The sequence below is a fragment of the Rhodococcus sp. KBS0724 genome (genome assembly GCF_005938745.2).
Classification (GTDB): Bacteria; Actinomycetota; Actinomycetes; order Mycobacteriales; family Mycobacteriaceae; genus Rhodococcus_F.
This window is the reverse complement of sequence record NZ_VCBX02000001.1, coordinates 1,512,530-1,534,723: the sequence shown is the minus strand read 5'-3', so window position 1 is coordinate 1,534,723 and position 22,194 is coordinate 1,512,530. Positions and strand designations below refer to the sequence as shown.

General features: G+C 63.3%; 23 protein-coding genes. 12 read left to right on the top strand and 11 right to left on the bottom strand.

Annotated elements, in window-relative coordinates:
* Nucleotides 1-61: 61 nt before the first annotated feature.
* The 7 genes from FFI94_RS07130 to mrf form a co-directional block, all read right to left on the bottom strand.
* Nucleotides 62-1,546, bottom strand: coding sequence for a S1C family serine protease (locus FFI94_RS07130; protein WP_138872367.1), 1,485 nt, complete (start codon nt 1,544-1,546; stop codon nt 62-64).
* A gap of 191 nt (nt 1,547-1,737) precedes the next feature.
* Complete coding sequence (locus FFI94_RS07125) at nt 1,738-3,117, bottom strand: HAMP domain-containing sensor histidine kinase (RefSeq protein WP_260684462.1); 1,380 nt, start codon at nt 3,115-3,117, stop codon at nt 1,738-1,740.
* 68 nt (nt 3,118-3,185) lie between these two features.
* Nucleotides 3,186-3,872 (bottom strand): response regulator transcription factor, encoded by a 687-nt coding sequence (locus FFI94_RS07120; protein WP_033234232.1) that lies wholly within the window; start codon nt 3,870-3,872, stop codon nt 3,186-3,188.
* A 71-nt stretch (nt 3,873-3,943) separates the two neighbouring features.
* The gene (locus FFI94_RS07115) at nt 3,944-4,555 is read right to left on the bottom strand and encodes a trimeric intracellular cation channel family protein (RefSeq protein WP_138872365.1); all 612 of its coding nucleotides are present in this window, start codon (nt 4,553-4,555) and stop codon (nt 3,944-3,946) included.
* Nucleotides 4,556-4,573: 18 nt separating this feature from the next.
* A complete protein-coding gene (gene rpmF / locus FFI94_RS07110) occupies nt 4,574-4,747 on the bottom strand; it encodes a 50S ribosomal protein L32 (RefSeq protein WP_138872364.1) in 174 nt (57 codons plus the stop codon).
* Nucleotides 4,747-5,001 carry a type B 50S ribosomal protein L31 gene (locus tag FFI94_RS07105; RefSeq protein WP_138872363.1) on the bottom strand — a complete coding sequence of 85 codons (255 nt, stop codon included), beginning with the start codon at nt 4,999-5,001 and terminating at the stop codon, nt 4,747-4,749. The genes rpmF and FFI94_RS07105 overlap by 1 nt, the downstream gene beginning before the upstream one ends.
* A complete protein-coding gene (gene mrf / locus FFI94_RS07100; protein WP_138872362.1) occupies nt 4,998-6,236 on the bottom strand; it encodes a ribosome hibernation factor-recruiting GTPase MRF in 1,239 nt (412 codons plus the stop codon). The genes FFI94_RS07105 and mrf overlap by 4 nt, the downstream gene beginning before the upstream one ends.
* A gap of 105 nt (nt 6,237-6,341) precedes the next feature.
* Between mrf and rpmB the strand changes: the two genes are divergently transcribed.
* From rpmB to FFI94_RS07065, 7 genes are all read left to right on the top strand, one after another.
* Nucleotides 6,342-6,578 (top strand): 50S ribosomal protein L28, encoded by a 237-nt coding sequence (gene rpmB, locus FFI94_RS07095; RefSeq protein ID WP_138873644.1) that lies wholly within the window; start codon nt 6,342-6,344, stop codon nt 6,576-6,578.
* 4 nt (nt 6,579-6,582) lie between these two features.
* Nucleotides 6,583-6,747, top strand: coding sequence for a 50S ribosomal protein L33 (gene rpmG, locus FFI94_RS07090; RefSeq protein WP_003946358.1), 165 nt, complete (start codon nt 6,583-6,585; stop codon nt 6,745-6,747).
* A gap of 2 nt (nt 6,748-6,749) precedes the next feature.
* Nucleotides 6,750-7,055, top strand: a complete 306-nt coding sequence (gene rpsN / locus FFI94_RS07085) for a 30S ribosomal protein S14 (RefSeq protein WP_138872361.1) — start codon at nt 6,750-6,752, stop codon at nt 7,053-7,055.
* 9 nt (nt 7,056-7,064) lie between these two features.
* Nucleotides 7,065-7,322 (top strand): 30S ribosomal protein S18, encoded by a 258-nt coding sequence (gene rpsR / locus FFI94_RS07080; RefSeq protein WP_003946414.1) that lies wholly within the window; start codon nt 7,065-7,067, stop codon nt 7,320-7,322.
* A 112-nt stretch (nt 7,323-7,434) separates the two neighbouring features.
* Nucleotides 7,435-8,370, top strand: coding sequence for an AEC family transporter (locus FFI94_RS07075; protein ID WP_138872360.1), 936 nt, complete (start codon nt 7,435-7,437; stop codon nt 8,368-8,370).
* Nucleotides 8,371-8,389: 19 nt separating this feature from the next.
* Nucleotides 8,390-8,854 carry a hypothetical protein gene (locus tag FFI94_RS07070; protein ID WP_138872359.1) on the top strand — a complete coding sequence of 155 codons (465 nt, stop codon included), beginning with the start codon at nt 8,390-8,392 and terminating at the stop codon, nt 8,852-8,854.
* Between the two features lie 115 nt (nt 8,855-8,969).
* Nucleotides 8,970-10,331, top strand: a complete 1,362-nt coding sequence (locus FFI94_RS07065) for an NAD(P)/FAD-dependent oxidoreductase (protein ID WP_138872358.1) — start codon at nt 8,970-8,972, stop codon at nt 10,329-10,331.
* Between the two features lie 33 nt (nt 10,332-10,364).
* On the opposite strand, the gene FFI94_RS07060 is transcribed toward FFI94_RS07065, so the two are convergent.
* Nucleotides 10,365-11,882, bottom strand: coding sequence for a PucR family transcriptional regulator (locus FFI94_RS07060; protein ID WP_138872357.1), 1,518 nt, complete (start codon nt 11,880-11,882; stop codon nt 10,365-10,367).
* 168 nt (nt 11,883-12,050) lie between these two features.
* Here FFI94_RS07060 and FFI94_RS07055 point away from each other — a divergent pair, with 168 nt between their 5' ends.
* From FFI94_RS07055 to FFI94_RS07045, 3 genes are all read left to right on the top strand, one after another.
* A complete protein-coding gene (locus tag FFI94_RS07055) occupies nt 12,051-13,481 on the top strand; it encodes a gamma-aminobutyraldehyde dehydrogenase (protein WP_138872356.1) in 1,431 nt (476 codons plus the stop codon).
* Between the two features lie 89 nt (nt 13,482-13,570).
* A complete protein-coding gene (locus tag FFI94_RS07050; protein WP_138872355.1) occupies nt 13,571-14,470 on the top strand; it encodes a universal stress protein in 900 nt (299 codons plus the stop codon).
* Nucleotides 14,467-16,020: an APC family permease gene (locus tag FFI94_RS07045; RefSeq protein ID WP_138872354.1), complete on the top strand. Its 1,554-nt coding sequence runs from the start codon at nt 14,467-14,469 to the stop codon at nt 16,018-16,020. The genes FFI94_RS07050 and FFI94_RS07045 overlap by 4 nt, the downstream gene beginning before the upstream one ends.
* Before the next feature lie 64 nt (nt 16,021-16,084).
* On the opposite strand, the gene FFI94_RS07040 is transcribed toward FFI94_RS07045, so the two are convergent.
* On the bottom strand, nt 16,085-16,696 hold the full coding sequence (locus FFI94_RS07040) for a TetR/AcrR family transcriptional regulator C-terminal domain-containing protein (protein ID WP_138872353.1): 612 nt from the start codon (nt 16,694-16,696) through the stop codon (nt 16,085-16,087).
* 164 nt (nt 16,697-16,860) lie between these two features.
* Here FFI94_RS07040 and FFI94_RS07035 point away from each other — a divergent pair, with 164 nt between their 5' ends.
* Complete coding sequence (locus FFI94_RS07035) at nt 16,861-17,805, top strand: nitrilase-related carbon-nitrogen hydrolase (protein ID WP_138872352.1); 945 nt, start codon at nt 16,861-16,863, stop codon at nt 17,803-17,805.
* Nucleotides 17,805-18,830: an agmatine/peptidylarginine deiminase gene (locus FFI94_RS07030; protein ID WP_138872351.1), complete on the top strand. Its 1,026-nt coding sequence runs from the start codon at nt 17,805-17,807 to the stop codon at nt 18,828-18,830. Before FFI94_RS07035 ends, FFI94_RS07030 begins: the two co-directional genes overlap by 1 nt.
* Here the strand turns inward: FFI94_RS07030 and FFI94_RS07025 are convergent.
* Both FFI94_RS07025 and FFI94_RS07020 read right to left on the bottom strand, forming a co-directional pair.
* Nucleotides 18,827-20,764: a VWA domain-containing protein gene (locus FFI94_RS07025; RefSeq protein WP_138872350.1), complete on the bottom strand. Its 1,938-nt coding sequence runs from the start codon at nt 20,762-20,764 to the stop codon at nt 18,827-18,829. The genes FFI94_RS07030 and FFI94_RS07025 overlap by 4 nt on opposite strands.
* Before the next feature lie 10 nt (nt 20,765-20,774).
* The gene (locus FFI94_RS07020; RefSeq protein ID WP_138872349.1) at nt 20,775-22,151 is read right to left on the bottom strand and encodes an ATP-binding protein; all 1,377 of its coding nucleotides are present in this window, start codon (nt 22,149-22,151) and stop codon (nt 20,775-20,777) included.
* Nucleotides 22,152-22,194: the final 43 nt, after the last annotated feature.

Sequence of the window (22,194 nt, the reverse complement as noted above, 5' to 3'; positions counted from 1 at the left end):
CGCCCCGAATCAGTTGCGATCCGGCCGAAGATCGGGGTGATCGTCGGCAGATCACCAATTGTCATCGCCCGCCCTGTGCCGGTGCGGTTCCCAGAGTGACCTCGACGGTCTTGGTCTGGCCACCATCGGTGTACGTGATCGACACCTTGTCACCGGGAGCATGCGAACGAACTGCCGCGATCAGCGAATCACCGTCTGCGACAACACGATCGTCGACCTTCGTAATGACAGCGCCCTTCGGGATTCCGGCCTTGGCGGCCGGACCGTCAGCGGTGACGTCCATGACTGTCGCGCCGTCGGCGCTGTCCTGTGATGGCACCGTCACGCCGATCATGGCCTGAGTGGCCTTGCCGGTTTCGATCAGCTCGTTGGCAACACGTCGCGCCTGATCGATCGGGATGGCAAAGCCGAGTCCGATCGAACCACCCTGCGTGCCCGACGACGCTCCGAGCGACGCGATGGCCGTGTTGATGCCGATCAACTGTCCGTCCATGTTGACCAGTGCGCCACCCGAGTTACCCGGGTTGATGGCTGCGTCGGTCTGCAGGGCATCGATGACGGTGTTCTGGTTGCCGGACTCACCGCTGGTGGACACCGGGCGGTTGAGTGCCGAGATAATGCCCTCGGTGACCGTTCCGGCCAGCCCCAACGGCGAACCGACTGCCACAACCTGCTGACCAACTACTACGTCAGCCGAATTGCCCAGGTCGATCGGTGTCAGATCATTACGGCCGTCGACCTTGATGACGGCGATGTCGGAAACAGGATCGGCGCCGACCAGCTTGGCCGATGCCTTGCTGCCGTCGGAGAACGACACACTCAACTGCGCGCCTGCCGCGCCGGCAACGTGATTATTGGTCAGGATGAGACCGTCGGAGGACAGAACCACGCCGGATCCTTCACCGCCGGAGCCCTGCGCCGTGGCCACTTCGATCTGGACCACGCTGGGCACTACCTTCTCGGCAACGGCCTGAACCGAACCGGCCGGCGCGTTGGACGTGTTGGTTGCCGTCGGCTTGGCAGCGTTGAGCGAGTTGGTGACTGTGCCGCTGCCACCGTTGTTGTTGTCCGCCACGATCGCGCCGACCGCACCGCCGACGCCGCCACTGACCAGCACCAGGGCCAGTGCACCGGCGACCAGCGCCATACGCTTCGGCTTCTTGGCCGGAGCCGGATCGGCGTTGGGTCCGCGCAGCGGAGCCGGAATCGGTGTGTCAGAGCCTGGTCCGACGGGGCCTCCCGGTCCAGCGGGGCCTCCTGGTCCGGCAGGCCCGGCGGCGCTCGCCGCACTCTGATAGGGCGAGGGCTGCTGGTGGGCGGCCTCATGCGCGCCGTAGTGCTGCCCGTAACCCGGCGCCTGATGCTGCTGGGTCGGGTAGGCCTGCGTCGGCGGCTGATGCTGCTGAGTCGGATAAGCCTGCGTGGGGTTCTGCTGGGCAGGATTCTGCTGAGTCGGGTAGGCCTGTGTCGGCTGGGCCTGCGTCGGCTGGGGTTCGTTGTCGGGCTGCTCGGGCCGGTTCGGCCCAGTGTTACGGTCCTCGGTCATCGGCTCGCTTTCGTCTCGGTGACCACCAACATGGTTGGCCACAACTCTGTTGACTACAAGACTGCCTTGCGCTGCTGAGAAGCCGCTGAGACTCACCTGTCACTTTGCCCAGAGTTTGCAGTGAGCATTCTGCGCACCCCGCACACTTTTCGAAAAGCACTCCCGCTGAAGACATTACCCACTATGTCCAATTATTCTGCGATCGGACCTGGCTCCCCGGGAAGCACGATCCGAACCAGTGCCCCACCACGATCGGATTCCTCGATCGCGATGGTGCCACCGTGCTTGATCACTACCTGCCGCACTATCGCAAGTCCCAGACCGGATCCCGGCATGGAACGCGCAGCGGTGGACCGGTAGAAACGATCGAACACCAACTCCCGATCTTCCTCCGGAATGCCCGGTCCCGCATCACTTACTGTCAGTTCCAACAGACCCTGACCGACAGGACGCATCTCGACGCGCACCTGCTCACCCTTGGGGCTCCACTTCGCGGCGTTGTCGAGGACGTTGAGTACGGCACGCGAGAGTCCCGCTTGATCGCCGTAGACGAACCACGGTGTTGTCACGGCCTCGAATTCGATTTCGTTGCGGCGTCGACGCGCACGTTCGAGCGAGCGTTCAACGACGTCACTGACATCGACCCGCTCGTACACGGTTTCGGGTGCGTCTTCGCGTGCGAGGTCGACGAGGTCACCGACAAGAGTCGACAGTTCTTCGATCTGCGCCACGACGTCGGCTCGCAGCTCCGCCATGTCCTCGTCCGGAATTTGTGGTGCCCCTGGCCTACTCGACGCGATCAGCAGCTCCATATTGGTCCGGAGCGATGTCAGCGGTGTGCGAAGTTCGTGACCGGCGTCGGCGACGAGTCGGCTCTGCCGTTCCCGGGATTCGGCGAGCGCCCGGAGCATGGTGTTGAAACTCTCGGTGAGCCGCGCCAGTTCGTCACTGCCGGTTACGGGTATCTGTGTCAGATCGTCGGTTCGGGCAACGCGTTCGGTGGCATCCGTCAATCGCGCGATAGGTCGTAAACCGGTGCGCCCCACTGTCGTACCGGCTACCGCGGCAAGGATGACGCCGCAGCCACCGACGACAAACAGCACCCAGGCAAGTCGATCGAGCACTGCGACGGTCGGCTCCAAACGCTGCGCGATCACCAAAGTGCTGCCGTCGTGGGTTCGTTGCGCCAGCACGCGCTGGCCTTCGACGGTTCGCAGCGACGACTCTGCTGTGCCGCGGGCGACGGCGAGTTCGGGTTCGCCGATCGGCACGTCGGAGCCTGGCGGCTGATACGTATCGAGGTTCGAAAAGACCAGGGCCACACTGATATCGGTGGTGTACAGGGTGGCACCGGTGATGTACCGAGGATCGAAGCGCACGATGTTGCTGTCGATGAGAACCGATGCGCGAGTGCGCAACTGGTGATCAACGTCGGCGTACAGCGCACGCGAAACCACCGCATAGGCCGCGATGGCCATGACGGCGACGGCCACCGCAACGACGGACGCAGCCAGCAACGTGACCCGCCAGCGCAGCGACACCGACCGGGTGAGCGGCATCGGCGGACGCATCCCGGCCGCCGATCCGTTCGATGTGCTCGAAGTCTTCGGCTCCGTGTTCTTACCGAAGGGTGCTGCGATCACGGTGGTGTCTCCCGCAGGACGTAGCCGACACCGCGCACGGTGTGAATCAACCTCGGTTCGCCGTCGGCCTCGGTTTTACGACGCAGATAGCCGACGTAAACCTCGAGCGCGTTGCCGGAGGTCGGGAAATCGTATCCCCACACCTCCTCGAGAATACGGCCGCGAGTGAGGACGCGGCGCGGGTTGGCCATCAGCATTTCGAGCAGCGAGAACTCGGTTCGGGTGAGGCTGATGGATCGCTCGCCTCGCCGAACCTCACGGGTCACCGGGTCGAGGGTGAGATCCTCGAAGGTCATCATCTCGGAGTCGGCGTCGGGATCCGGTGCGGTTCGGCGGAGCAGGGCGCGCAGCCGGGCGAGCAGTTCTTCCAGGGCGAAAGGCTTGGGAAGGTAGTCGTCTGCACCGGCGTCGAGACCGGCGACGCGTTCGCTGACGGAATCGCGGGCAGTGAGCACCAGGATGGGGAGATCGTCGCCGGCGCTGCGCAGTCGACGGCACACTTCGAGTCCGTCGAGGCGCGGCATCATGACGTCGAGAACCACGGCGTCCGGTCGGTTCGCGAGGATCTTCTCGAGTGCGTCGAGTCCGTCCACCGCCAGTTCGACCGTGTAGCCGTTGAAGCTGAGCGAGCGCCGGAGCGACTCGCGAACCGCCCGGTCGTCGTCGACCACCAAAATACGCATACCGACAGTTTGGACTGAAGTGCTGAGATAGGGCTGAGAGGGTCCCGTTCGGGAGGTTCGGCGTGTCGCGATCAGTCTTCGGTTCGGCGTGGTCCTGGCAGGCTCCAATGACGCCACAGCGCAAGCAATCTGAAGACTGCGGCAAACGCGGTGCCGACCACGAGGGCCCCGTTCGTGGACAACCCCAACGCCGAGACTGTGACCACCAACGCAGCGCCGAGGAGCGCCGGGACGGCGTAGAGGTCCTTGTGCAGCAGCAACGGCACCTCGTTGACGAGGACGTCGCGGATCACGCCGCCGCCGATTGCCGCGGTGGCACCGATCAGCGTCGCGGCAAGTCCGCTGGCGTTGTTCTCGAGAGCGATGACGGTTCCGGTACTGGCGAACAGGCCCATGCCCAACGCGTCGAGCGCCAGGATCTCACGGCGCAGTCGGTTGAACGGCTCGTGCAGGTAGAACACCACCAGCGACGTGAGTGCCGCCGTTCCGAAGTACGGCCAGCTGCTCAGCGAACTCGGTGGGTGGACGCCGAGTAGGACGTCGCGGACGATGCCGCCGCCGATACCGGTGAACACGCCCACCGAGCACACCCCGAAGATGTCGAGACGCTTGGTGACGCCCACCAGGGCACCGGAAGCGGCAAACGCCACGATGCCCACCAGTTCGAGGATCGACAGCAGCACCGGCCAAGGATCGCACGGTCAGATGCGATGAGGGTCGATCACCCCGAGTCGAACTGCTTTGACCAGCCGTCGGGGAACCTTGTGGGTTTGGCCGAAGGCTGTGACCTCGACCAGATCGGGCGGTGTCGCTTTCCACTGAGCCCGTCGACTACGTGTGTTGGAGCGGGACATCTTCCGCTTGGGAACAGCCATCAGCGTGCCGTGCGCTTTCCGTAGCGACGCTCGAACTTCTCGACGCGACCAGCGGTGTCCATGACGCGTTGCGCTCCGGTCCAGAACGGGTGCGAGTCGCTCGTGACGTCGACTACCAGCAGTGGGTAGGTGTTGCCGTCTTCCCATTGTGTGGTTCGGTCACTCGTCACGGTGGAACGGGTGAGGAAGCTCTTGCCGGAGCTGGCGTCCTGGAACACCACGGGGTGGTAGTCGGGATGCAGTTGCTTTTTCATTCGTTTGCCTCTCGGGTCGATTCGGTTTCTGCGTAGGGTGATTCGGATTCGTCACACGGGTCCTCGTGGAACTCGCCGAATGGGTCGTCCCAGGTAGACCACGATTTTTCGTCGGCCAGTTCCTCGTCGGTGACCAACGCGTGTTGCAGCGTTCGGTCGATCTCGAGCGGGTTGGCATCGCACACCAGCACCACCATCGAGGTCTCTCGGTCACCGAAACGCTCGTCCCATTTCAGAGCGCCCAGTACGCGTCGCTCGACCGGCACGCCCTCCAGTTCCTCGGCGGTCATGGCCGCCAGCCACGTGTCTGCGCTCGCAACCCGCAGGCCGCCGCCGGCGGATTCCAGCCACAGCGCTTCTCCGGGTTGCGTCGCCACCCACACTCGTCCACGCGAACACACGACGCCGTCGAGCAGGACGTCGATCGCGTCATGTAGACGTCCGGGATGAAACGGGCGGTTGGCGGTGAACTCGACGAGCATCACTCCGCTGTCCTCGTTGAGCGGTGGCTGAAAGCGCAGCAGCGGCGAGTGCGCGTCGGAGAGTTCACCGCGTCTGGAATCGTCCGGCACCGCAAGGAGCACCTTGTCGATGTCACCGCCCGCATCGACGACGGGTGCCCGTGGCGCGAGCCGCGCCAGGACGGCTCCCAGGCGGGTTCGTTGCCAGCTGTCGAGATCTGCCATTCCTTGCACGACAAGTGCGTCGGCGAATTCGACCTGACCGACGACGACCTGAGCCAGTGTCCGGTCGTCGTCGATGGCTTCGTCACTGAGCGCGTCCGTGAGCCAGCTTCCGGCGTCGATGCAGGTCACAACGGCGTCGATGCGAACATCTCGGTCGGCCGGACCGTCCAGTTGACCGACCACTCCGGCTACTACGACGTGCTCGATCGCCCAGCACAACGCTTCGGGTTCGAGTTGGCGATCCAGCAGCAGGACGATGCGCTGAACCGAACTGCGAGCGTGTAGTCGACGCAGCAGCGGCAGTAAATCCTGGCGGAGTGTGCAGGACACGCAGCCGTGTGCGAGTTCGAGGATGGTCTCCCGTTCCGAGACCGTGTTGCCGGCGACTGTCGTGATCGTCCGTCGAACGACTCCCTCGCGGACGTGACTCAGGTCGTGGTGCACCAGCACCGTTCCGGCCCGCAGTAGTGCACGTGCCGTCGGTGCGGTGGTTTCGCTCATGCCGGCGACCAGGACCAGCGGAGTCCTGCCGTCCAGGATCGTGTTCACAGCGCAGCCTTTCTGGGAATGATTGTCATTACCGAAGATGAACGCTACATTGATCTCACCGCATTGTCGAAAATGATTGTCATCTGCAATCTGAAAGGAACACTCATGTCGGCTCACTGCCAAGTGACCGGACGGGTGCCGGGATTCGGAAAATCCGTCTCGCACTCCCACAAACGTTCGAACCGCCGCTGGAACCCGAACATCCAGCGCAAGACGTACGAATTGCCGAGCGAAGGGCGTCGTATCACCCTCACGCTGTCCACGAAGGGCATCAAGACCATCGACCGCGACGGCATCGAATCCGTCGTCGCCCGAATCCGCGCCCGCGGCGAGAAGATCTGAGCAGATGGCCCGCAACGAGATCCGTCCGATCGTGAAGCTGAAGTCCACCGCAGGCACCGGCTACACGTACGTGACCCGCAAGAACCGCCGCAACGACCCCGATCGACTCGTCCTGAAGAAGTACGACCCGGTACTCCGCAAGCATGTCGATTTCCGAGAAGAGAAGTAGGTATGGCGAAGAAGTCGAAGATCGCCAAGAACAACCAGCGACGGGTAGTAGTCGCGCGGTACGCGGAGCAGCGATCCGCTCTGAAGGAGACGATTCGCTCCCCGAAAAGCTCCCCCGAGGAGCGCGCACAGGCCCAAGCGACCCTGCAACGTCTACCACGTGACGCGAGTCCGGTACGATTGCGCAATCGAGACGCTGCGGATGGACGTCCGCGCGGCCACCTGCGGAAGTTCGGGCTATCCCGGATTCGCGTGCGAGAAATGGCGCACCGTGGGGAACTGCCTGGCGTACACAAGTCGAGCTGGTAAGGAAGTCGGATGGCAGTCAAGCGTTCACCGTCGAAGAAGCCACGCCCCGTAGAGGGACGTAAGCCCAAGAAGAACCCGTTGTTCGCAGCGAAGATCACGCATGTCGATTACAAGGACATCAACTTGCTTCGCACGTTCATCTCGGACCGCGGCAAGATCCGTAGCCGTCGCGTCACGGGCCTGACCCCGCAGCAGCAGCGTCAGGTCGCCGTAGCAGTCAAGAACGCACGCGAAATGGCGTTGCTCCCCTTCACCGCAGCACGGTAGTCAAACGTAGAAGTACCGAAGAGGTCGCGCAGTCACTCGACTGCGCGACCTTTTTGTTGCCCGGACTAAGATTTCCCGAAGTCGTTCATTCCAGTCGAGAGGTGCCCGCAGCGTGTCGGGAGTTATTGCGGGTTTCACCGTCATTTTTGTTGTCATCGCGATCGGCTATCTGCTCGGCCGCCTCGGCACGCTGGGTAGCCAGGGCCAATTCGTTCTCGGGCGCCTCGTCTTCTTCGTCGCAACGCCCGCGCTGCTGTTCACGACCCTCGCGTCGTCCGATCTGTCGGTGATCTTCTCACCCACCCTCGCAGTTGCGTCGGCAACAGCCTTCGGCGTCGGCGCTCTGTACGTCGTGATCGCAAAACTCTGGCTGCATCGACCACTTCCCGAACTGACGATCGGCGCACTGTCCGCGTCGTACGTGAATTCGGCGAACCTCGGTATCCCGATCGCCGTTTTCGTTCTCGGTGACGCGACCTTCGTGGCGCCGCTCCTGTTGTTCCAGATCGTTGTGTACTCCCCGATCGCTTTGACGATCCTCGATCTGACGGCATTGCGCGGAGACGCCGAGAAGCTGTCACTGATCGACACGGTGACCGCTCCGTTCAAGAACCCGATCGTGCTCGCGGGTGCGGCCGGTCTGATCGTCGCGCTGATCGGCTGGGTTCCGCCGCGGCCGCTGATGCAGCCGTTCGAACTGATCGGGGCAACGTCGGTACCCGGAGCCTTGCTTGCGTTCGGCCTGTCCCTGTACGGCGTGCGGGTGCTCGAGAAAGGCTCCAGTCCGCGCCGGGACGTGGCATTGGCGTCGACGCTCAAGATCGTCGTCCAACCGGTGCTCGCCTATCTGATGGCGCATTACCTGCTCGGCATCGACGGTCACGAATTGTTTGCGATCGTGGTCGTCTCCACCTTGCCGACAGCTCAGAACGTCTTCATCTACGCGAGTCGTTATCGTCGCGGAATGGTGTTGGCCCGAGACAGCGCCTTTGTCACCACTTTGATATCAATTCCGGCAATTGCGCTGGTCACGGCACTACTCGCATGACCAGGGTTACGGTGGATGCATGCGCGTAATCACTCTCGCCGTTCTGGCGGCCCTGGCATTGGCGGGATGTACCTTCGCTGCAGGTACCAACGCCGGCGTCGGGACTCCGAAAGTGCTTGCAGCGCAGGGCGCTGTTCCCGCCGATTGGGTCCGGGAATCGCCGGTCCCCACGGAGGTCGACGACACCGATATCGGCACGATGTTCGAGGATCGCCCGGACATCGTCGGCGCCGCGCCGACCATGTTCGAGTCGTGGTCGGAAGTGGACGACACCACGGTTGCTGTTCATTTCGTGACCGGAACGCCGGAATGTTACGGCGCATACACAACGCTCGACGAAACCGATGACGCGGTAGTCATCACTCTCCACACCGGGGCGCTGCCCGAGGCTGCGGACAGGATGTGCGTTCTCGTGGCGGTGTTCGGTTCACTTGACGTGCATTTGAGTAGACCGCTCGGCGATCGTCTTGTCATCAACGGATAGCCGCACGCCTTTTCGTCACAACTTCTGCGGGGCAACACTCCGTTTCGTCAGGTGTGGCGTGGGTCTCCTCACGACAGACTGAGATCAGTCACCCGTTCTACGAAGGAGCTCGCAAGTGCCTACTCTCCAGAGAGATGTCGCAATCGTCGGCGCCGGCCCCTCCGGCCTGGCAGCCGCAACCGCGCTGCGCAAAGCCGGCTTGTCCGTCGCCGTGCTCGAGGCGCGCGACCGCGTCGGCGGCCGCACCTGGACCGACACCGTCGACGGTGCCGTCCTGGAAATCGGCGGCCAGTGGGTCTCCCCCGACCAGACCGCGCTGATCGGGCTTCTCGACGAACTCGGCCTTACGACATTCGACCGATACCGGGAGGGCGAATCCGTCTACATCTCCACCACCGGCGAACGCACCCGCTACACGGGCGACTCCTTCCCCACGAACGACACCACAAAAAAGGAAATGGACCGTCTCATCGACGAGATGGACGATCTCGCAGCACAGATCGGCGCCGAGGAGCCGTGGGCGCATCCCCTCGCCCGTGATCTCGACACCGTCTCGTTCAAGCAGTGGCTGATCAATCAGTCCGACGACGCCGAAGCTCGCGACAACATCGGGCTTTTCATCGCGGGTGGCATGCTCACCAAGCCGGCCCACGCGTTCTCCGCGCTGCAAGCAGTTCTCATGGCCGCTTCCGCCGGTTCGTTCTCCAATCTGGTGGACGAGGATTTCATCCTCGACAAGCGTGTGATCGGCGGAATGCAGCAGGTATCGATCCGCATGGCTGCTGCCCTCGGCGACGATGTCTTCCTCAACGCTCCTGTGCGTACCGTGCAGTGGACCGAAGACGGTGCAGTTGTGTTGGCGGACGGTGATGTTCGCGTCGAGGCAACCAAGGTCATCCTTGCCGTGCCGCCTAATCTCTACTCCCGGATTTCCTACGATCCCCCGCTGCCGCGCCGCCAGCACCAGATGCACCAGCACCAGTCCCTCGGCCTGGTCATCAAGGTGCACGCGGTGTACGAGACTCCGTTCTGGCGCGAAGACGGCCTGTCCGGCACCGGCTTCGGCGCATCCGAGGTAGTCCAGGAGGTGTACGACAACACCAACCACGAGGACGATCGTGGCACCCTGGTCGCCTTTGTCTCCGACGAGAAGGCCGACGCGATGTTCGAGCTCTCCGTCGAGGAGCGTAAGGCCACGATCCTCGCCTCACTCGCCCGCTATCTCGGCCCGAAGGCTACGGAGCCGGTCGTGTACTACGAGTCCGACTGGGGTTCGGAGGAATGGACCCGAGGCGCGTACGCCGCGAGCTTCGATCTCGGTGGCCTGCACCGGTATGGCGCCGATTCACGGACGCCGGTCGGCCCGATTCACTTCTCCTGCTCCGACATTGCGGCCGAGGGCTACCAGCACGTGGATGGCGCTGTGCGGATGGGACAACGGACGGCGGCCGACATCGTCTCCCGAGTCAAGCCGTAATCCTCTTAGCCTCGATCATTGCCCGGCAGCCGGTTACGACTGCCGGGCAATGATCGCGAGTAGCAACTCCGCACGCACACGTGCCACGTCCAGACTGCAGTCGATCAGCGTCTCCACCTTTGCAATTCGACTGCGCAGCGTATGCCGATGAACGCCCATCGTGATTGCCGCCGCTTCCCAATGCCCGTTGGCTTCGAGGAAAGCCCGCAACGACGCCAGCAACTCGGTGCCGTTGTCCCGGTCGTAGCGATCGAGCGGGGTGATCATCGTTTCCGCCAGCGTGTTCAGCACGTCTCGGGTGGAACTGAATGCCAGCAGCACGCTCCCGGTGAGGGCTGCGAATTCCAAAGGCTCCCCGCCGGTTTCCGCTGCCGACGCACAGAGTTGTGATTGCTCGACTGTGGCCGCCAGTGCCAGCACCTCACGTTTGCCGCTCAGGCCCACCCTCAGCGAACGGCGATCACTGGTCGCCACATCCCGGAGCAGCGCTCGAACGAAGTCCACGTCGTCGCTTCCACGCAGAACAACCGTGACGCGGGCGTCGTGGATACGTGAGAAGAGCTGCCGGCCGGCTTTGTTCATGAACGACGCAATTTCGTTCGAGACTCGCGCCGCAATGTCCGCGGTGTCGGCCAGAACCGTCAGTCCGCGGATCATGCCATCTCCGTCTGCCGCCGGCCGGATCTGTTGCCACGCCGGCGCGGGGTCGCGATCCTCGGTCAGCAGCAAGCCGAGCGCGTGCGAGTTCAATTGATTCTGCGTTGCCAGCAATCTGGCCGGCTTCTCGAAGTCCAATGCCAGCAACGAGTTCGCGTGGCCGAGCAGGATCTGATCGACATAACTCAGTGGCGACGGGCTGATCACCGCGAGATACCCGTGAAGGGTTCGCCCGACGGATATCTGTTGCGCCGCAATGGACGCTCCGGAACTCGTGAGGGTCACGCTGCTGGACGCGCGGCCACCCAAAGTCCCCCGCACCTCCTCGATCACGTCGTCTGCCGGAAGTTCGGGATAGCTCTCGAGTACCCGCCCCGCCGCGTCGAGCAGCAGGACGGACGCCGACGTCGCGATGGCGAGTTCACGCACCGTCGAGGCGGTTCCGCCGGAGATCACCGCGCGCGTCATCTTCGGTTGCGCCCGCGACGCCCGCAGAACCGCTTCGTATTCCTGTTCGGCCAGCCGGCTCATCACTCGTTTGACCACTGCAGCAAAGGGAGTCGGCAGCGGCACCTCGATCAGCGGTAAGCCGATTTCGTCGGCGACGGTAACCAGGTCGGCCGGTACCTCGGGGTACGAGAGTCCAGTTCCGAATCCGACCGCGGCCACGCCGGCCGCGTCGAGCATGCGGAGATACCGCCCGCGTTTCTGCGCAGTCGACGGCAACCTGATGCCGGTCGTGAGGATGAATTCGCCGCCGGTCAACCATCGGAAGGGGTCCAGCAGTTCCGTGGCGTGCGCGAATGTGATTTCACGGCCGATTCCCGGCGCCCCGCCTTTGAGTTCCAGAGCGAGGTCCGACTGTGCCAACATCCACCGCACGGGGATCGCCATGCGGTGGACTGTACAACTCGGCGCGTCGGTGATCAAAGATTTCACCTTTTTGGCAGCTGTCTTTACGTGTGAGTCAGCGCACACTTGCTCACACACGCCCCACAAAGTGCGAGTTCCGTGCTGATCACACGGCCGGAACTCGTTCGACCTCGAGAGGAACCGGTACCGATGTCGATCGTCGTACTCGAGAACTACATCAACGGTGAATTCGTCGCCTCGTCCGCAACGGAAACGCTCGACCTGATCAGCCCGGTGGACGAGAGCATCGTCGGGCGTACGCCGATCTCCACCAAAGCCGACGTGGACGCCGCCGTCAACGCGGCGCAACGCGCCTTCGAGACATGGGGCAAGACCACACCGAGTGTCCGCCAGGCCGCACTCCTCAAGCTCGCCGACGCGATCGAAGCGCACAGCGACGAAATCGTCGCCGCCGAGAGCGCAAACACCGGCCAGGCGCACCAGATGATCGCCGACGAGGAAGTCAAGGTCGGCGCCGATCAGATGAGGTTCTTCGCCGGGGCCGCCCGCCTCCTCGAAGGTAAGGCCGCCGGGGAGTACATGGAGGGTTTCACCTCCTACGTCCGTCGTGAGCCCATTGGCGTCGTCGGTCAGGTCACGCCGTGGAACTACCCGTTCATGATGGCGCTGTGGAAGATCGGACCCGCACTCGCGGCCGGCAACACCATCGTCCTCAAGCCGAGCGACACCACCCCGGGCAGCACGCTGGTTCTGGCCAAGCTGTCCAAGGGAATCCTGCCGGACGGCGTGTTCAACGTCGTACTCGGCAACGGCGGTACCGGCGCGACGTTGGTGGAGAATCCAGCCCTCGGCCTCGTCTCGATCACCGGTTCCGTACGCGCGGGCATCGCTGTCGCCGTATCCGCGGCGCAGCAGCTCAAGCGCGCCCACCTCGAACTGGGCGGCAAGGCGCCGGCCATCGTGTTCGACGACGTCGACATCGAGAAAACCGCCACCGGTATCGCCGAGGCGGCGTTCTTCAACGGCGGACAGGACTGCACCGCAGCCACCCGCGTCATCGTCCATGAATCCATTCACGATCAGCTTGTCGACGCTCTCGTGCGGAACGCCGAGAAGCTGCGTCCCGGCGCCCCGACCGATCCCGATGCCTTCTACGGACCGCTCAACAACATCAACCACTTCAACGCCGTGAGCGACAAGATCGCGAACCTGCCGGCGTCGGCAACGATCGTCACCGGCGGAAAGCGTTCGGGCGAAACCGGATTCTTCTTCGAGCCGACCGTCATCACCGGCGTCGCACAATCGGACGACATCGTGCAGGAAGAGACTTTCGGCCCTATCCTCACCGTCCAGAGCTTCTCCGACGAGAAGGAGGCGATCACGCTTGCCAACGACGTTCGGTTCGGCCTGGCCTCGAGCATCTGGACCAAGGATCACGGTGTCACGCAACGCGTCTCCGCTGCTCTCGACTTCGGTGCGGTATGGATCAACTGCCACATCCCGCTCGTCGCCGAGATGCCGCACGGCGGCTTCAAGTACTCCGGATACGGCAAGGATCTCTCGGCCTACGGAGTCGAGGACTACACCCGTCTCAAGCACGTCATGAGTTCGCACGACTAGTCGCTGTCCCCTTCTGCTGTGCGCCTTTGTTAACCCCCGCGGTTAATAAAGGCGCACAGCAGATTCCTCCGATCCGGAAAAGAGCCACCATGCGCCTTATCGTCGGATACCTCGCCACACCCAGCGGTAAAGACGGGCTGGTCCTCGGGACACAGCTCGCGCGCAGTCTCGGCGCGCAACTCGACATCTGCATGGTCCTCCCCCCGGACCGAACCCTCCCGGCCAAGATTCCCTCGGAAGCCGGCTACGACGACATCCTCGCCGCCCGCGCGCACGAGTGGCTCAGCGAGGCGAAAGCGTCGGTACCCGAGGATATTCAGGTAGAAGTACACCTGAGTTTCCACGAGTCGTTTGCTCAGGGACTGCTCGACGAAGTGGATCGACTGGGCGCGCTGGCGATTGTGGTGGGTGCGTCCGGCGACGGTCTACTCGGCCGACACTCGATAGGTTCGGTATCCACCGAACTGCTGCACTCGGCGCACGTCCCGGTGGCGTTGGCGCCGCGCGGAACCCGGCACTCGTCGGCTACGGCGATTCGTGAGGTCACGTGCGCCCTCGGCACCCGGGTCGGCGCCGATATCGTCTTGAACACGGCTGTGCGCACCAGCGAACTGATGCATGTTCCGCTGCGACTGGTCTCGTTGGTGGCGCTGGACCCACAGAACGATCTGCGCGATCACCGCGACACCGCCGAGTCGGCGAGAGAGCGCGCGCGAAGTCACGCTCAGGAAACACTCGACGTCGCAAGGGCAGCGCTGCCCGAGGAGGTTCCCATCGAGGTCATCATCGCCGACGGCTCCACGGTGGAATCGGCGGTGCGCCAACTTGACTGGCAGGACGGCGATCTCGTCATGGTCGGTTCCAGCCGCCTCGCGCAACCGCGCAAACTTTTCCTGGGTTCCACCGCCGCCAAGATGTTGCGTGTGTTGCCCGTTCCCATGGTCGTAGTGCCCAAGCACGAATTCACCCAGCCGGAGGCACTGTCATGACGAGCAACGAAACTACGCAGCCACCTGCCGGCAGTGAACTGAGCTCCAAAGGTCTCGCCACCGGCAAGATCGGGATGATCTCCGGCGCGGTCCTCGGAATCTCTTCGGTAGCACCGGGTTACACGCTGACGGCCAGTATCGGCTTGATCGTCGCCGCTGTCGGTCTCAAGATGCCGGCCATCTTCATCGCCGGCTTCATCCCGATGTTCCTCACTGCGTACGCGTATCGCGAACTGAACTCCGACACTCCTGATTGTGGGGCGTCATTTACGTGGTCCACCAAGGCATTCGGCCCGTACGTCGGCTGGATGTGCGGTTGGGGCATGGTGATCGCCACCATCATCGTGCTGTCCAACCTCGCCGCCATTGCGGTCGACTTCTTCTACCTGTTCATCGCCCGTGTCGTCGACAACCCGTCGATCGCGGATCTACCGGGTAACAAACTCGTCAACGTCGGCACCACGCTGGTGTTCATCGCCCTGGCCACCTGGATAGCGAGTCGAGGAATCACCACAAGTGAGCGCGTGCAATTCGCGCTCGTGGGGTTCCAGATGGTGTTGCTCGTCGTCTTCGCCGTCGTCGCGCTGGTTCATGTCGGTGCCGGAGACGCTCCGGCCGGGCTGTCGTTCGACTTGAGTTGGTTCAACCCCTTCAGCGGACTCGCCATCGGCGCTTTTGTCATCGGCCTCACCGGTTCGATTTTCGCATTCTGGGGTTGGGACACCTGCCTGACGCTGGGCGAGGAATCGAAAAACCCCAAGAAAACGCCCGGACGCGCCGGACTGCTGTGTGTTGCAACGATTCTCCTGACCTACCTGCTGGTTGCCGTTGCCGCGATGATGTACGCCGGCGTCGGCGAGGAAGGCCTCGGCCTCGGAAATCCCGACAACTCCGAGAACGTCTTCGGCGCATTGGCAGACCCCGTGCTGGGCGACTGGGGCGGAATGCTCCTCTTCCTTGCCGTCTTCGTATCCTCGGTTGCCAGCCTCCAGACCACATTCCTCCCGGCCGCACGAACCATGCTTGCGATGGGCGCCTACGGAGCCTTCCCCAAGAAGCTCGCCGAGGTATCCCCCCGGTTCCTGGTGCCGTCCTACGCGACGGTGGTTGCCGGCGCCGTGACGGCCGTGTTCTACACCGTTGTCACGTTCCTCTCCGAAAGCGCTCTCCTCGACACGATTGCCGCGTTGGGCATCATGATCTGCTGGTACTACGGCATCACGGCGTTTGCGTGTGTCTGGTACTTCCGCCGCACCGTGTTCGACAGCATGCGCAACTTCGTGTTCCGCCTGGCGTTCCCGCTACTGGGTGGCTTGATGCTACTCGCGGTGTTCGTCATCTCGATCCAGGAGAGTATGGACCCGGAGAATGCGAGTGGCGCTTCGATCGGCGGAATCGGCCTGGTGTTCTTCCTGGGCTTCGGAATCCTGATTCTCGGCGCCGTACTGATGATGGTCATGCGGGTGCGCAACCCGGAGTTCTTCCAGGGCAAGACCCTCAACCGTGACACCGTCGCGTTGCGCGACGAAAGTGATCTCAGTTCGACGTAGGAGAAAGTGATTTCAGTTCGACGTAGGAGAAAGTGATTTCAGTTCGACGTAGGAGAAAATGATCTCAGTTCGACGTAGGAGACTGGGCAACCAACCCTGCCATCAGCACGCGCAAACCGAATTCGAAGGCGGCATCGGCACGTTCGGGATTTTTCCCCGACGTTGCCAATGCCGCCTTCATGGCGTCGTTCACTTCTGGTCCGGCGGCCCATTGGATCTCCGGCGCTGCCAGATCCAACGCCGAACCGAGAACAAAACTGTCGACGGTCGTGATCGCGTGGAGCGTCTGCGACGGATCGAACCCGCCGTCCGAGAAGGCCTGCGCCAGTGCGTTGTACAGGCCGAAGGCAACGCCAGCTTGCACGGTCTGCGCAGTGAAGAGCGGTATCAGTCGAGGATGCTCGGCATAGCTGCGTCGATATTCGGACGCCAACGCGGCGACGGTGTCAGTCCACGAACCGTCAACTGATTCGAGATCGATGCCCGCCATCAATTGCGCTCTCATCAGTTCGACGATCTCGGCTCGTCCGGACACGTGGTTGTACAGCGACGACGGCCGCACCTTCAGCCTTGCGGCGAGTCCCGGCATCGTGAAGTCGCCAGTTTCGTCCACCGATTCGATTGCCGCCTCGGTGATGATTTCGGGCGAGAGCAGTCGTTGCGATGGCCGCGGCATGTGTCCTCCTGTGTAATCCGAACGGTTCGATCTTGGGCGCTGGTCCAGACGCCGCAAAAACAATTCCCCGAAAGTCCTTGATCAATCAGCGCTCACCCACCATACTTAACGAATCACATTCGTTTTACGTTGAACGTCGAACACCCGAGCACTGAGGAAACCCCATGCTGACGATCACCGCCCTCACGGCGCCTGAGTCCCTGGCCGCGACAGCGCAGTCCACGTCCGCCCCATTGCGTGTGGGCCTCGTCCAGCATCGCTGGCACGAGGACCCGAGCGACCTCCACACCGAGCTGAACGAGGGCATCGCGGCCGCAGCGAAGTTGGGCGCGTCAGTGGTCTTCCTTCCGGAGTTGACGCTCAGCCGCTACCCTGCCTCCACCCCGGCCGGCGACAATCCCGGACGCGAAGCGGAAGACCTACTCACCGGACCAACGCTTGCCTTCGCCGCCAAGGCTGCCGCAAAGAACCAGGTCCTCGTTCACGCGTCGCTGTACGAGCGCAGCGAGGCCGAGGACGGTCTGGGATTCAACACCGCCATCCTCGTCTCGCCCGACGGGGAACTTCTCGCCCGAACCCGCAAGCTCCACATTCCGGTGACAGCCGGATACTACGAGGACACGTACTTCCGCGGCGGTCCCGCCACGGACGCATACCCCGTTCACGAGGCACTCGGCGCCAAGTTCGGACTCCCGACGTGCTGGGACGAGTGGTTCCCCGAGGTTGCGCGCGCATACTCGCTCGCCGGTGCACAGATCCTGGTGTATCCCACGGCGATCGGTTCGGAGCCCGATCACCCGAACTTCGACACCCAACCACTGTGGCAGCAGGTTATCGTCGGAAACGGTATAGCGAACGGCACCTTCATGGTTGTCCCCAACCGCCACGGCAGTGAAGGCCTCATCACGTTCTACGGTTCGTCGTTCATCTCGGACCCGTACGGGCGCATCCTCGTTCAGGCTCCCCGCGACGAATCAGCCGTGCTGGTCGCAGATCTCGATCTTCAGCACCGTGACGACTGGCTTGCATTGTTCCCGTTCCTGGCAACGCGTCGTCCCGACACGTACTCGGCGCTGACCGCACCGGTGAACACTGCTGGAGTCAACTGATGACCTGGCGTATGCCCGCGGAAAGCGAACCGCACGAACGTACCTGGATGGCGTACCCCAGCGCCGGATACTCCCTCGGGGACACCGCGGAAGAACAGCACGAAGCGCGCTCGACGTGGGCTGCCGTCGCCCACGCCGTTGCAGAGTTCGAGCCGGTCACTGTCGTCGTGGATCCCGCCGAGGCCGAAGAAGCACGAAAGTACCTGTCTGAGAAGGTCGACATTGTCGAAGCGCCGCTCAACGACGCGTGGATGCGCGACATCGGACCAACGTTCGTCTTGTCCGAGGATGGCCGTCTCGGCGGAGTCGACTGGGTGTTCAACGGTTGGGGCGCACAGGAGTGGGCACAGTGGGACAAGGACTCGAAGATCGGCAGGTTTGTCGTCGAGCAGTCCGGCGCCCAGTTGGTCGACTCACCAATCGTCAACGAGGGCGGCGGCATTGCGGTCGACGGTCTCGGCACCGTGTTGGTCACCGAAACCGTCCAACTCGATCCGGGGCGCAACCCCGAGCTGACAAAGGCCGACATCGAGGCCGAACTCGCGCGCACCATCGGCGCCAAGCACGTGATCTGGCTGCCGCGCGGATTGACTCGCGATCAGGAAACCTACGGAACCCGCGGACACGTCGACATCGTCGCGGCCATCTCTTCCCCCGGAGTGGTACTGGTCCACGACCAACGCAACCCGATACATCCGGACTACGCGGTCAGCAAGACGATCATCGCGTTGTTCGAACGCTCGACCGACGTCGGCGGGCGGCCGTGGAAGGTCATCCGAGTACCCGCGCCCGAGATCCTGCGCGACGACGAGGGGTTTGTCGACTACAGCTACATCAATCATCTTGTGGTCAATCGCGGTGTGATCGCCTGCAGCTTCGACGATCCCGCCGATGCCGAAGCGGTAGAGATTCTTTCAGCCGCGTATCCCGGACGAACCGTCGTCACAGTCGACGCTAGGCCGCTCTTCGAACGCGGCGGCGGAATCCACTGCATCACCCAGCACCAACCTGCGGAACAGAACTAGTGGCGCCCCCGCATGTAGTCACTCACCACGGCTGCGCCGAGACCGTCGACATCAGGAGCTATGACGCGTCCGCCCACGCGGTGCGCCATGCGATCGACCACCCTGGCCAGACCAGGATCGTCACCGAGTCGGAAGAACGTGACCTTGGCGCCCAGCCTGGCGACCGCGTCGAGCGCACGAACCGTAAGTCCGAGGGTTCGGGCACTCGGCGGGTAGTCGAACCGCGCTTCCCCGTCGGCTTCGAGGTGAGCCGTCGGCTCACCGTCGGTGACGATCAGCACCACCGGTTGCGCGTTGGAATGGCGTCGAAGGTGCCGAGCTGCCAACAAGAGCGCATGGTGGAGGTTGGTTCCCTGGTCCCACGCGCCGTCCAATCCCGCCAACTCCGACGGGTTCAGTACATGTGCGTGGCGTCCGAAGGCGATGAGTTGCAGTTCGTCACTGCGGAATCTGGTGCTCACCAGATGATTGAGCGCTAGAGCGGTGCGCTTCATCGGCACCCAGCGATCCTCCATCACCATGGAGAACGACGTATCCACCAACAACGCGACGGCAGCCTGACTACGCTGCTCCGTTTCGGCAACCTCGACGTCGACGACGCTCAGCCGCACCGGGATTCGGCCGGGATCACGCAGAACCGCGTTGGTGATCGTTCGGGTCACGTCCCACGGTTCCGTGTCGCCGAACTCCCATTCCCGGCTCGCTCCGGTGGGTTCGCCCATCGAACCGGCCCGACGCGTATCTCGTTGTCCGTTTCTCGAAGACAACTGACCGGCAACGTCGCGCAGCGCGGTCTGCCCGAGTTGGCGCATTGCCTTGGGCGACAGGCGCCATTGACCGTCGGGTGCCCGATCGAAGAAGCCCTGTTCCTGCAACGCCTTTTCGAGTTCGGCGAGTGTACGTGCGTCGGCTGCGGCTTCGTCGCCGAGTTGCCGCGCGAGCAGCTCGGGGTCGATGTCGTCGAGTTGTGCGCCCGCATACTGTTGGGAGAGTTGATCTGCCAAGGATTCCAACTCTGCGATGTCCGACAGTGCGCCGGTTCCCTCGCCCAAGCCCAGTCCGTTGTCACCGCGGAACTGTTGCGAACCTTCCCAGTCCTCCCCTGGCCGTGCCGCCTGCAGATACTGATCCAGTTTTCCGAGTTCGTCGATCAGGCTCGGATCACCGAAAGCCTGCTGCGCCAGCGCATCCAACTCTTCGCGTTGCTCTTGCGACAGGGAGTTCCGGAGGCGCTGCGCGGCAGCAGCGCGTTGCGCGAGAGAGTCGAGTAGTTCCTCGACATTGCGCGGGTTGTCGGGAAAATATTCCCCGTGCTTGTCCATGAACTCCGCGAACTGCTCTGGAGTGTCAACCCCTCGTGCGTGGGCGTCGAGCAGTTGATTCAGATCTGCCAGCATCTGGCGAATCTGTTCACGATCCTCGTCGGTAGCACCCTCGAGAGCCTGCTTCATTCCCGAGAAACGCTGATCGAGAACCTCGCGTCCGAGAAGATCACGAATTTTCTCGTAGTCGGCTCTCGCTTGCTCGCTGCGCCAGTTGTAATCGGCGAGTTCCTGAACCGCCTGAGCCGTCGACGGTGGCAGCTCCTCAATGCGCATTTCGTTGAACCGGGCATCGTCGTCGAGAGCGCGCGCCAACTCCTTGCGCTCTTCGAGAACTGCCTTGTCCAGCAATTTCCGGGCCTCGTCGAGAGTGCCGCCGAGGTTGTTGCGGCGCAACAGTTCGCGTCGACGCCGATTCGCCTGGGCAGCGAGGTCGTCGAGCCCGCGCATGTCCCGGTTTCCGCGCCTCAGGAGCTCGCGCAGCGCATGGCGAGGCGACGTGCCGGACAGCACGTCGTCACCGATCGCCGCCAATGCCTCTCGCAGGTCCACCGGCGGTGCCAGCGGATCAGGGCCGCCGTCGTACGGCCCGTAGCGCGGATTGTGAATCATCGCCCGCTCCTTACGAGTACACCGAGCGGCCGCCCGGGCCTTGATCTTTGGAGATCCTCCGTGCGAGGTAGAGCCCCTCGAGTGCCAGCTCGGCGCCCGCGGCACGCTCACCGTCGGATTGGGCACCGAGGCGTTCGGCGATCTCGTCCAGAACCTCGATCTCCGGCAGTTCGTCGAGAAGCGCCTTGGCCGTGACGGATTCACCCGTGACGATGGTATTGCCCATCTCCACGGCGGCAACCAACATACCCAGGTCGATTCCGCCCAGGCGCACCCGGACGGTATCTGCCGTCGCTCGACGCAACAGGTGCTCGAGCACCTCCAGTTCGCGGCCTTCTTCACCGGATTCGAACTCCACCTTGCCGCGCAGTACTTCCACCACCGAGTCCAGATCCACCGGTCTCGCAACAGGATCCGCCTCACCGAGGACGGCGGCGCGTCGTACCGCTGCGGCACTGACGGTCTCGGCACCGGCCACGGCAAACCGGGCAGAGACGCCTGAACGCTGGTCCACCGAGGTGGACTCGCGGAGCAGTCGGGTGAAGCGGGCAAGAATCTCGAGTAGGTAGTCGGGAACCTCCGCCGCGAGATGCGCTTCCTGCTCGATCACGGCAATTTCGTCCATCAATTCGACCGGATAGTGAGTACGGATCTCGGCACCGAAACGGTCTTTGAGCGGCGTGATGATGCGCCCGCGGTTGGTGTAGTCCTCTGGATTGGCGCTTGCCACCAACAGCACGTCGAGCGGGAGCCGCAACGTGTATCCACGAACCTGGATGTCCCGCTCTTCCATCACGTTGAGAAGAGACACCTGAATGCGCTCGGCGAGATCGGGAAGTTCGTTGATCGCGACAATGCCGCGATGCGCGCGAGGTACGAGGCCGAAGTGAATGGTTTCGGGGTCACCGAGGCTGCGTCCCTCGGCGACCTTGACCGGATCGACGTCACCGATCAAGTCCGCGACCGAGGTATCGGGAGTCGCGAGTTTCTCGGAATACCGCTCGCTGCGGTGACGCCACGCCACCGGCAGATCGTCGCCCAATTCCTTGGCGCGGCGAATCGAAGCCGGCGTAATCGGCTCGTACGGGTGCTCCCCCAGTTCCGATCCTTCGATGACGGGCGTCCACTCGTCGAGCAGCAGGCCGAGCGTACGAAGCACTCTCGTCTTGCCCTGCCCACGTTCGCCGAGAAGAACGACGTCGTGGCCGGCGATCAGCGCCCGCTCGAGTTGCGGAGCGACCGTGTCCTCGAACCCGACTATCCCGGGCCAAGGATCGCGGCCGTCCCGCAACGCGGCGAGAAGGTTCTCCCGTATTTCTTCTTTGACACTCCGTTGCACGTGTCCGGCGGCGCGTAGCTCACCGAGGGTCTTGGCGACAGTCACCACACCAAGTTACGAGCATTTGCGTGATTGCGCCGCGCGCCGAGAA

Excerpts from the sequence above, each read along its gene's own strand:
- FFI94_RS07130 (WP_138872367.1), bottom strand. The coding sequence starts at position 1,546 with ATGACCGAGGACCGTAACACTGGGCCGAACCGGCCCGAGCAGCCCGAC.
- FFI94_RS07125 (WP_260684462.1), bottom strand. The coding sequence starts at position 3,117 with ATGCGTCCGCCGATGCCGCTCACCCGGTCGGTGTCGCTGCGCTGGCGG.
- FFI94_RS07120 (WP_033234232.1), bottom strand. The coding sequence starts at position 3,872 with ATGCGTATTTTGGTGGTCGACGACGACCGGGCGGTTCGCGAGTCGCTC.
- rpmF (WP_138872364.1), bottom strand. The coding sequence starts at position 4,747 with ATGGCTGTTCCCAAGCGGAAGATGTCCCGCTCCAACACACGTAGTCGA.
- FFI94_RS07105 (WP_138872363.1), bottom strand. The coding sequence starts at position 5,001 with ATGAAAAAGCAACTGCATCCCGACTACCACCCCGTGGTGTTCCAGGAC.
- rpmB (WP_138873644.1), top strand. The coding sequence starts at position 6,342 with ATGTCGGCTCACTGCCAAGTGACCGGACGGGTGCCGGGATTCGGAAAA.
- rpmG (WP_003946358.1), top strand. The coding sequence starts at position 6,583 with ATGGCCCGCAACGAGATCCGTCCGATCGTGAAGCTGAAGTCCACCGCA.
- rpsN (WP_138872361.1), top strand. The coding sequence starts at position 6,750 with ATGGCGAAGAAGTCGAAGATCGCCAAGAACAACCAGCGACGGGTAGTA.
- rpsR (WP_003946414.1), top strand. The coding sequence starts at position 7,065 with ATGGCAGTCAAGCGTTCACCGTCGAAGAAGCCACGCCCCGTAGAGGGA.
- FFI94_RS07070 (WP_138872359.1), top strand. The coding sequence starts at position 8,390 with ATGCGCGTAATCACTCTCGCCGTTCTGGCGGCCCTGGCATTGGCGGGA.
- FFI94_RS07060 (WP_138872357.1), bottom strand. The coding sequence starts at position 11,882 with ATGGCGATCCCCGTGCGGTGGATGTTGGCACAGTCGGACCTCGCTCTG.
- FFI94_RS07055 (WP_138872356.1), top strand. The coding sequence starts at position 12,051 with ATGTCGATCGTCGTACTCGAGAACTACATCAACGGTGAATTCGTCGCC.
- FFI94_RS07050 (WP_138872355.1), top strand. The coding sequence starts at position 13,571 with ATGCGCCTTATCGTCGGATACCTCGCCACACCCAGCGGTAAAGACGGG.
- FFI94_RS07045 (WP_138872354.1), top strand. The coding sequence starts at position 14,467 with ATGACGAGCAACGAAACTACGCAGCCACCTGCCGGCAGTGAACTGAGC.
- FFI94_RS07040 (WP_138872353.1), bottom strand. The coding sequence starts at position 16,696 with ATGCCGCGGCCATCGCAACGACTGCTCTCGCCCGAAATCATCACCGAG.
- FFI94_RS07035 (WP_138872352.1), top strand. The coding sequence starts at position 16,861 with ATGCTGACGATCACCGCCCTCACGGCGCCTGAGTCCCTGGCCGCGACA.
- FFI94_RS07030 (WP_138872351.1), top strand. The coding sequence starts at position 17,805 with ATGACCTGGCGTATGCCCGCGGAAAGCGAACCGCACGAACGTACCTGG.
- FFI94_RS07025 (WP_138872350.1), bottom strand. The coding sequence starts at position 20,764 with ATGATTCACAATCCGCGCTACGGGCCGTACGACGGCGGCCCTGATCCG.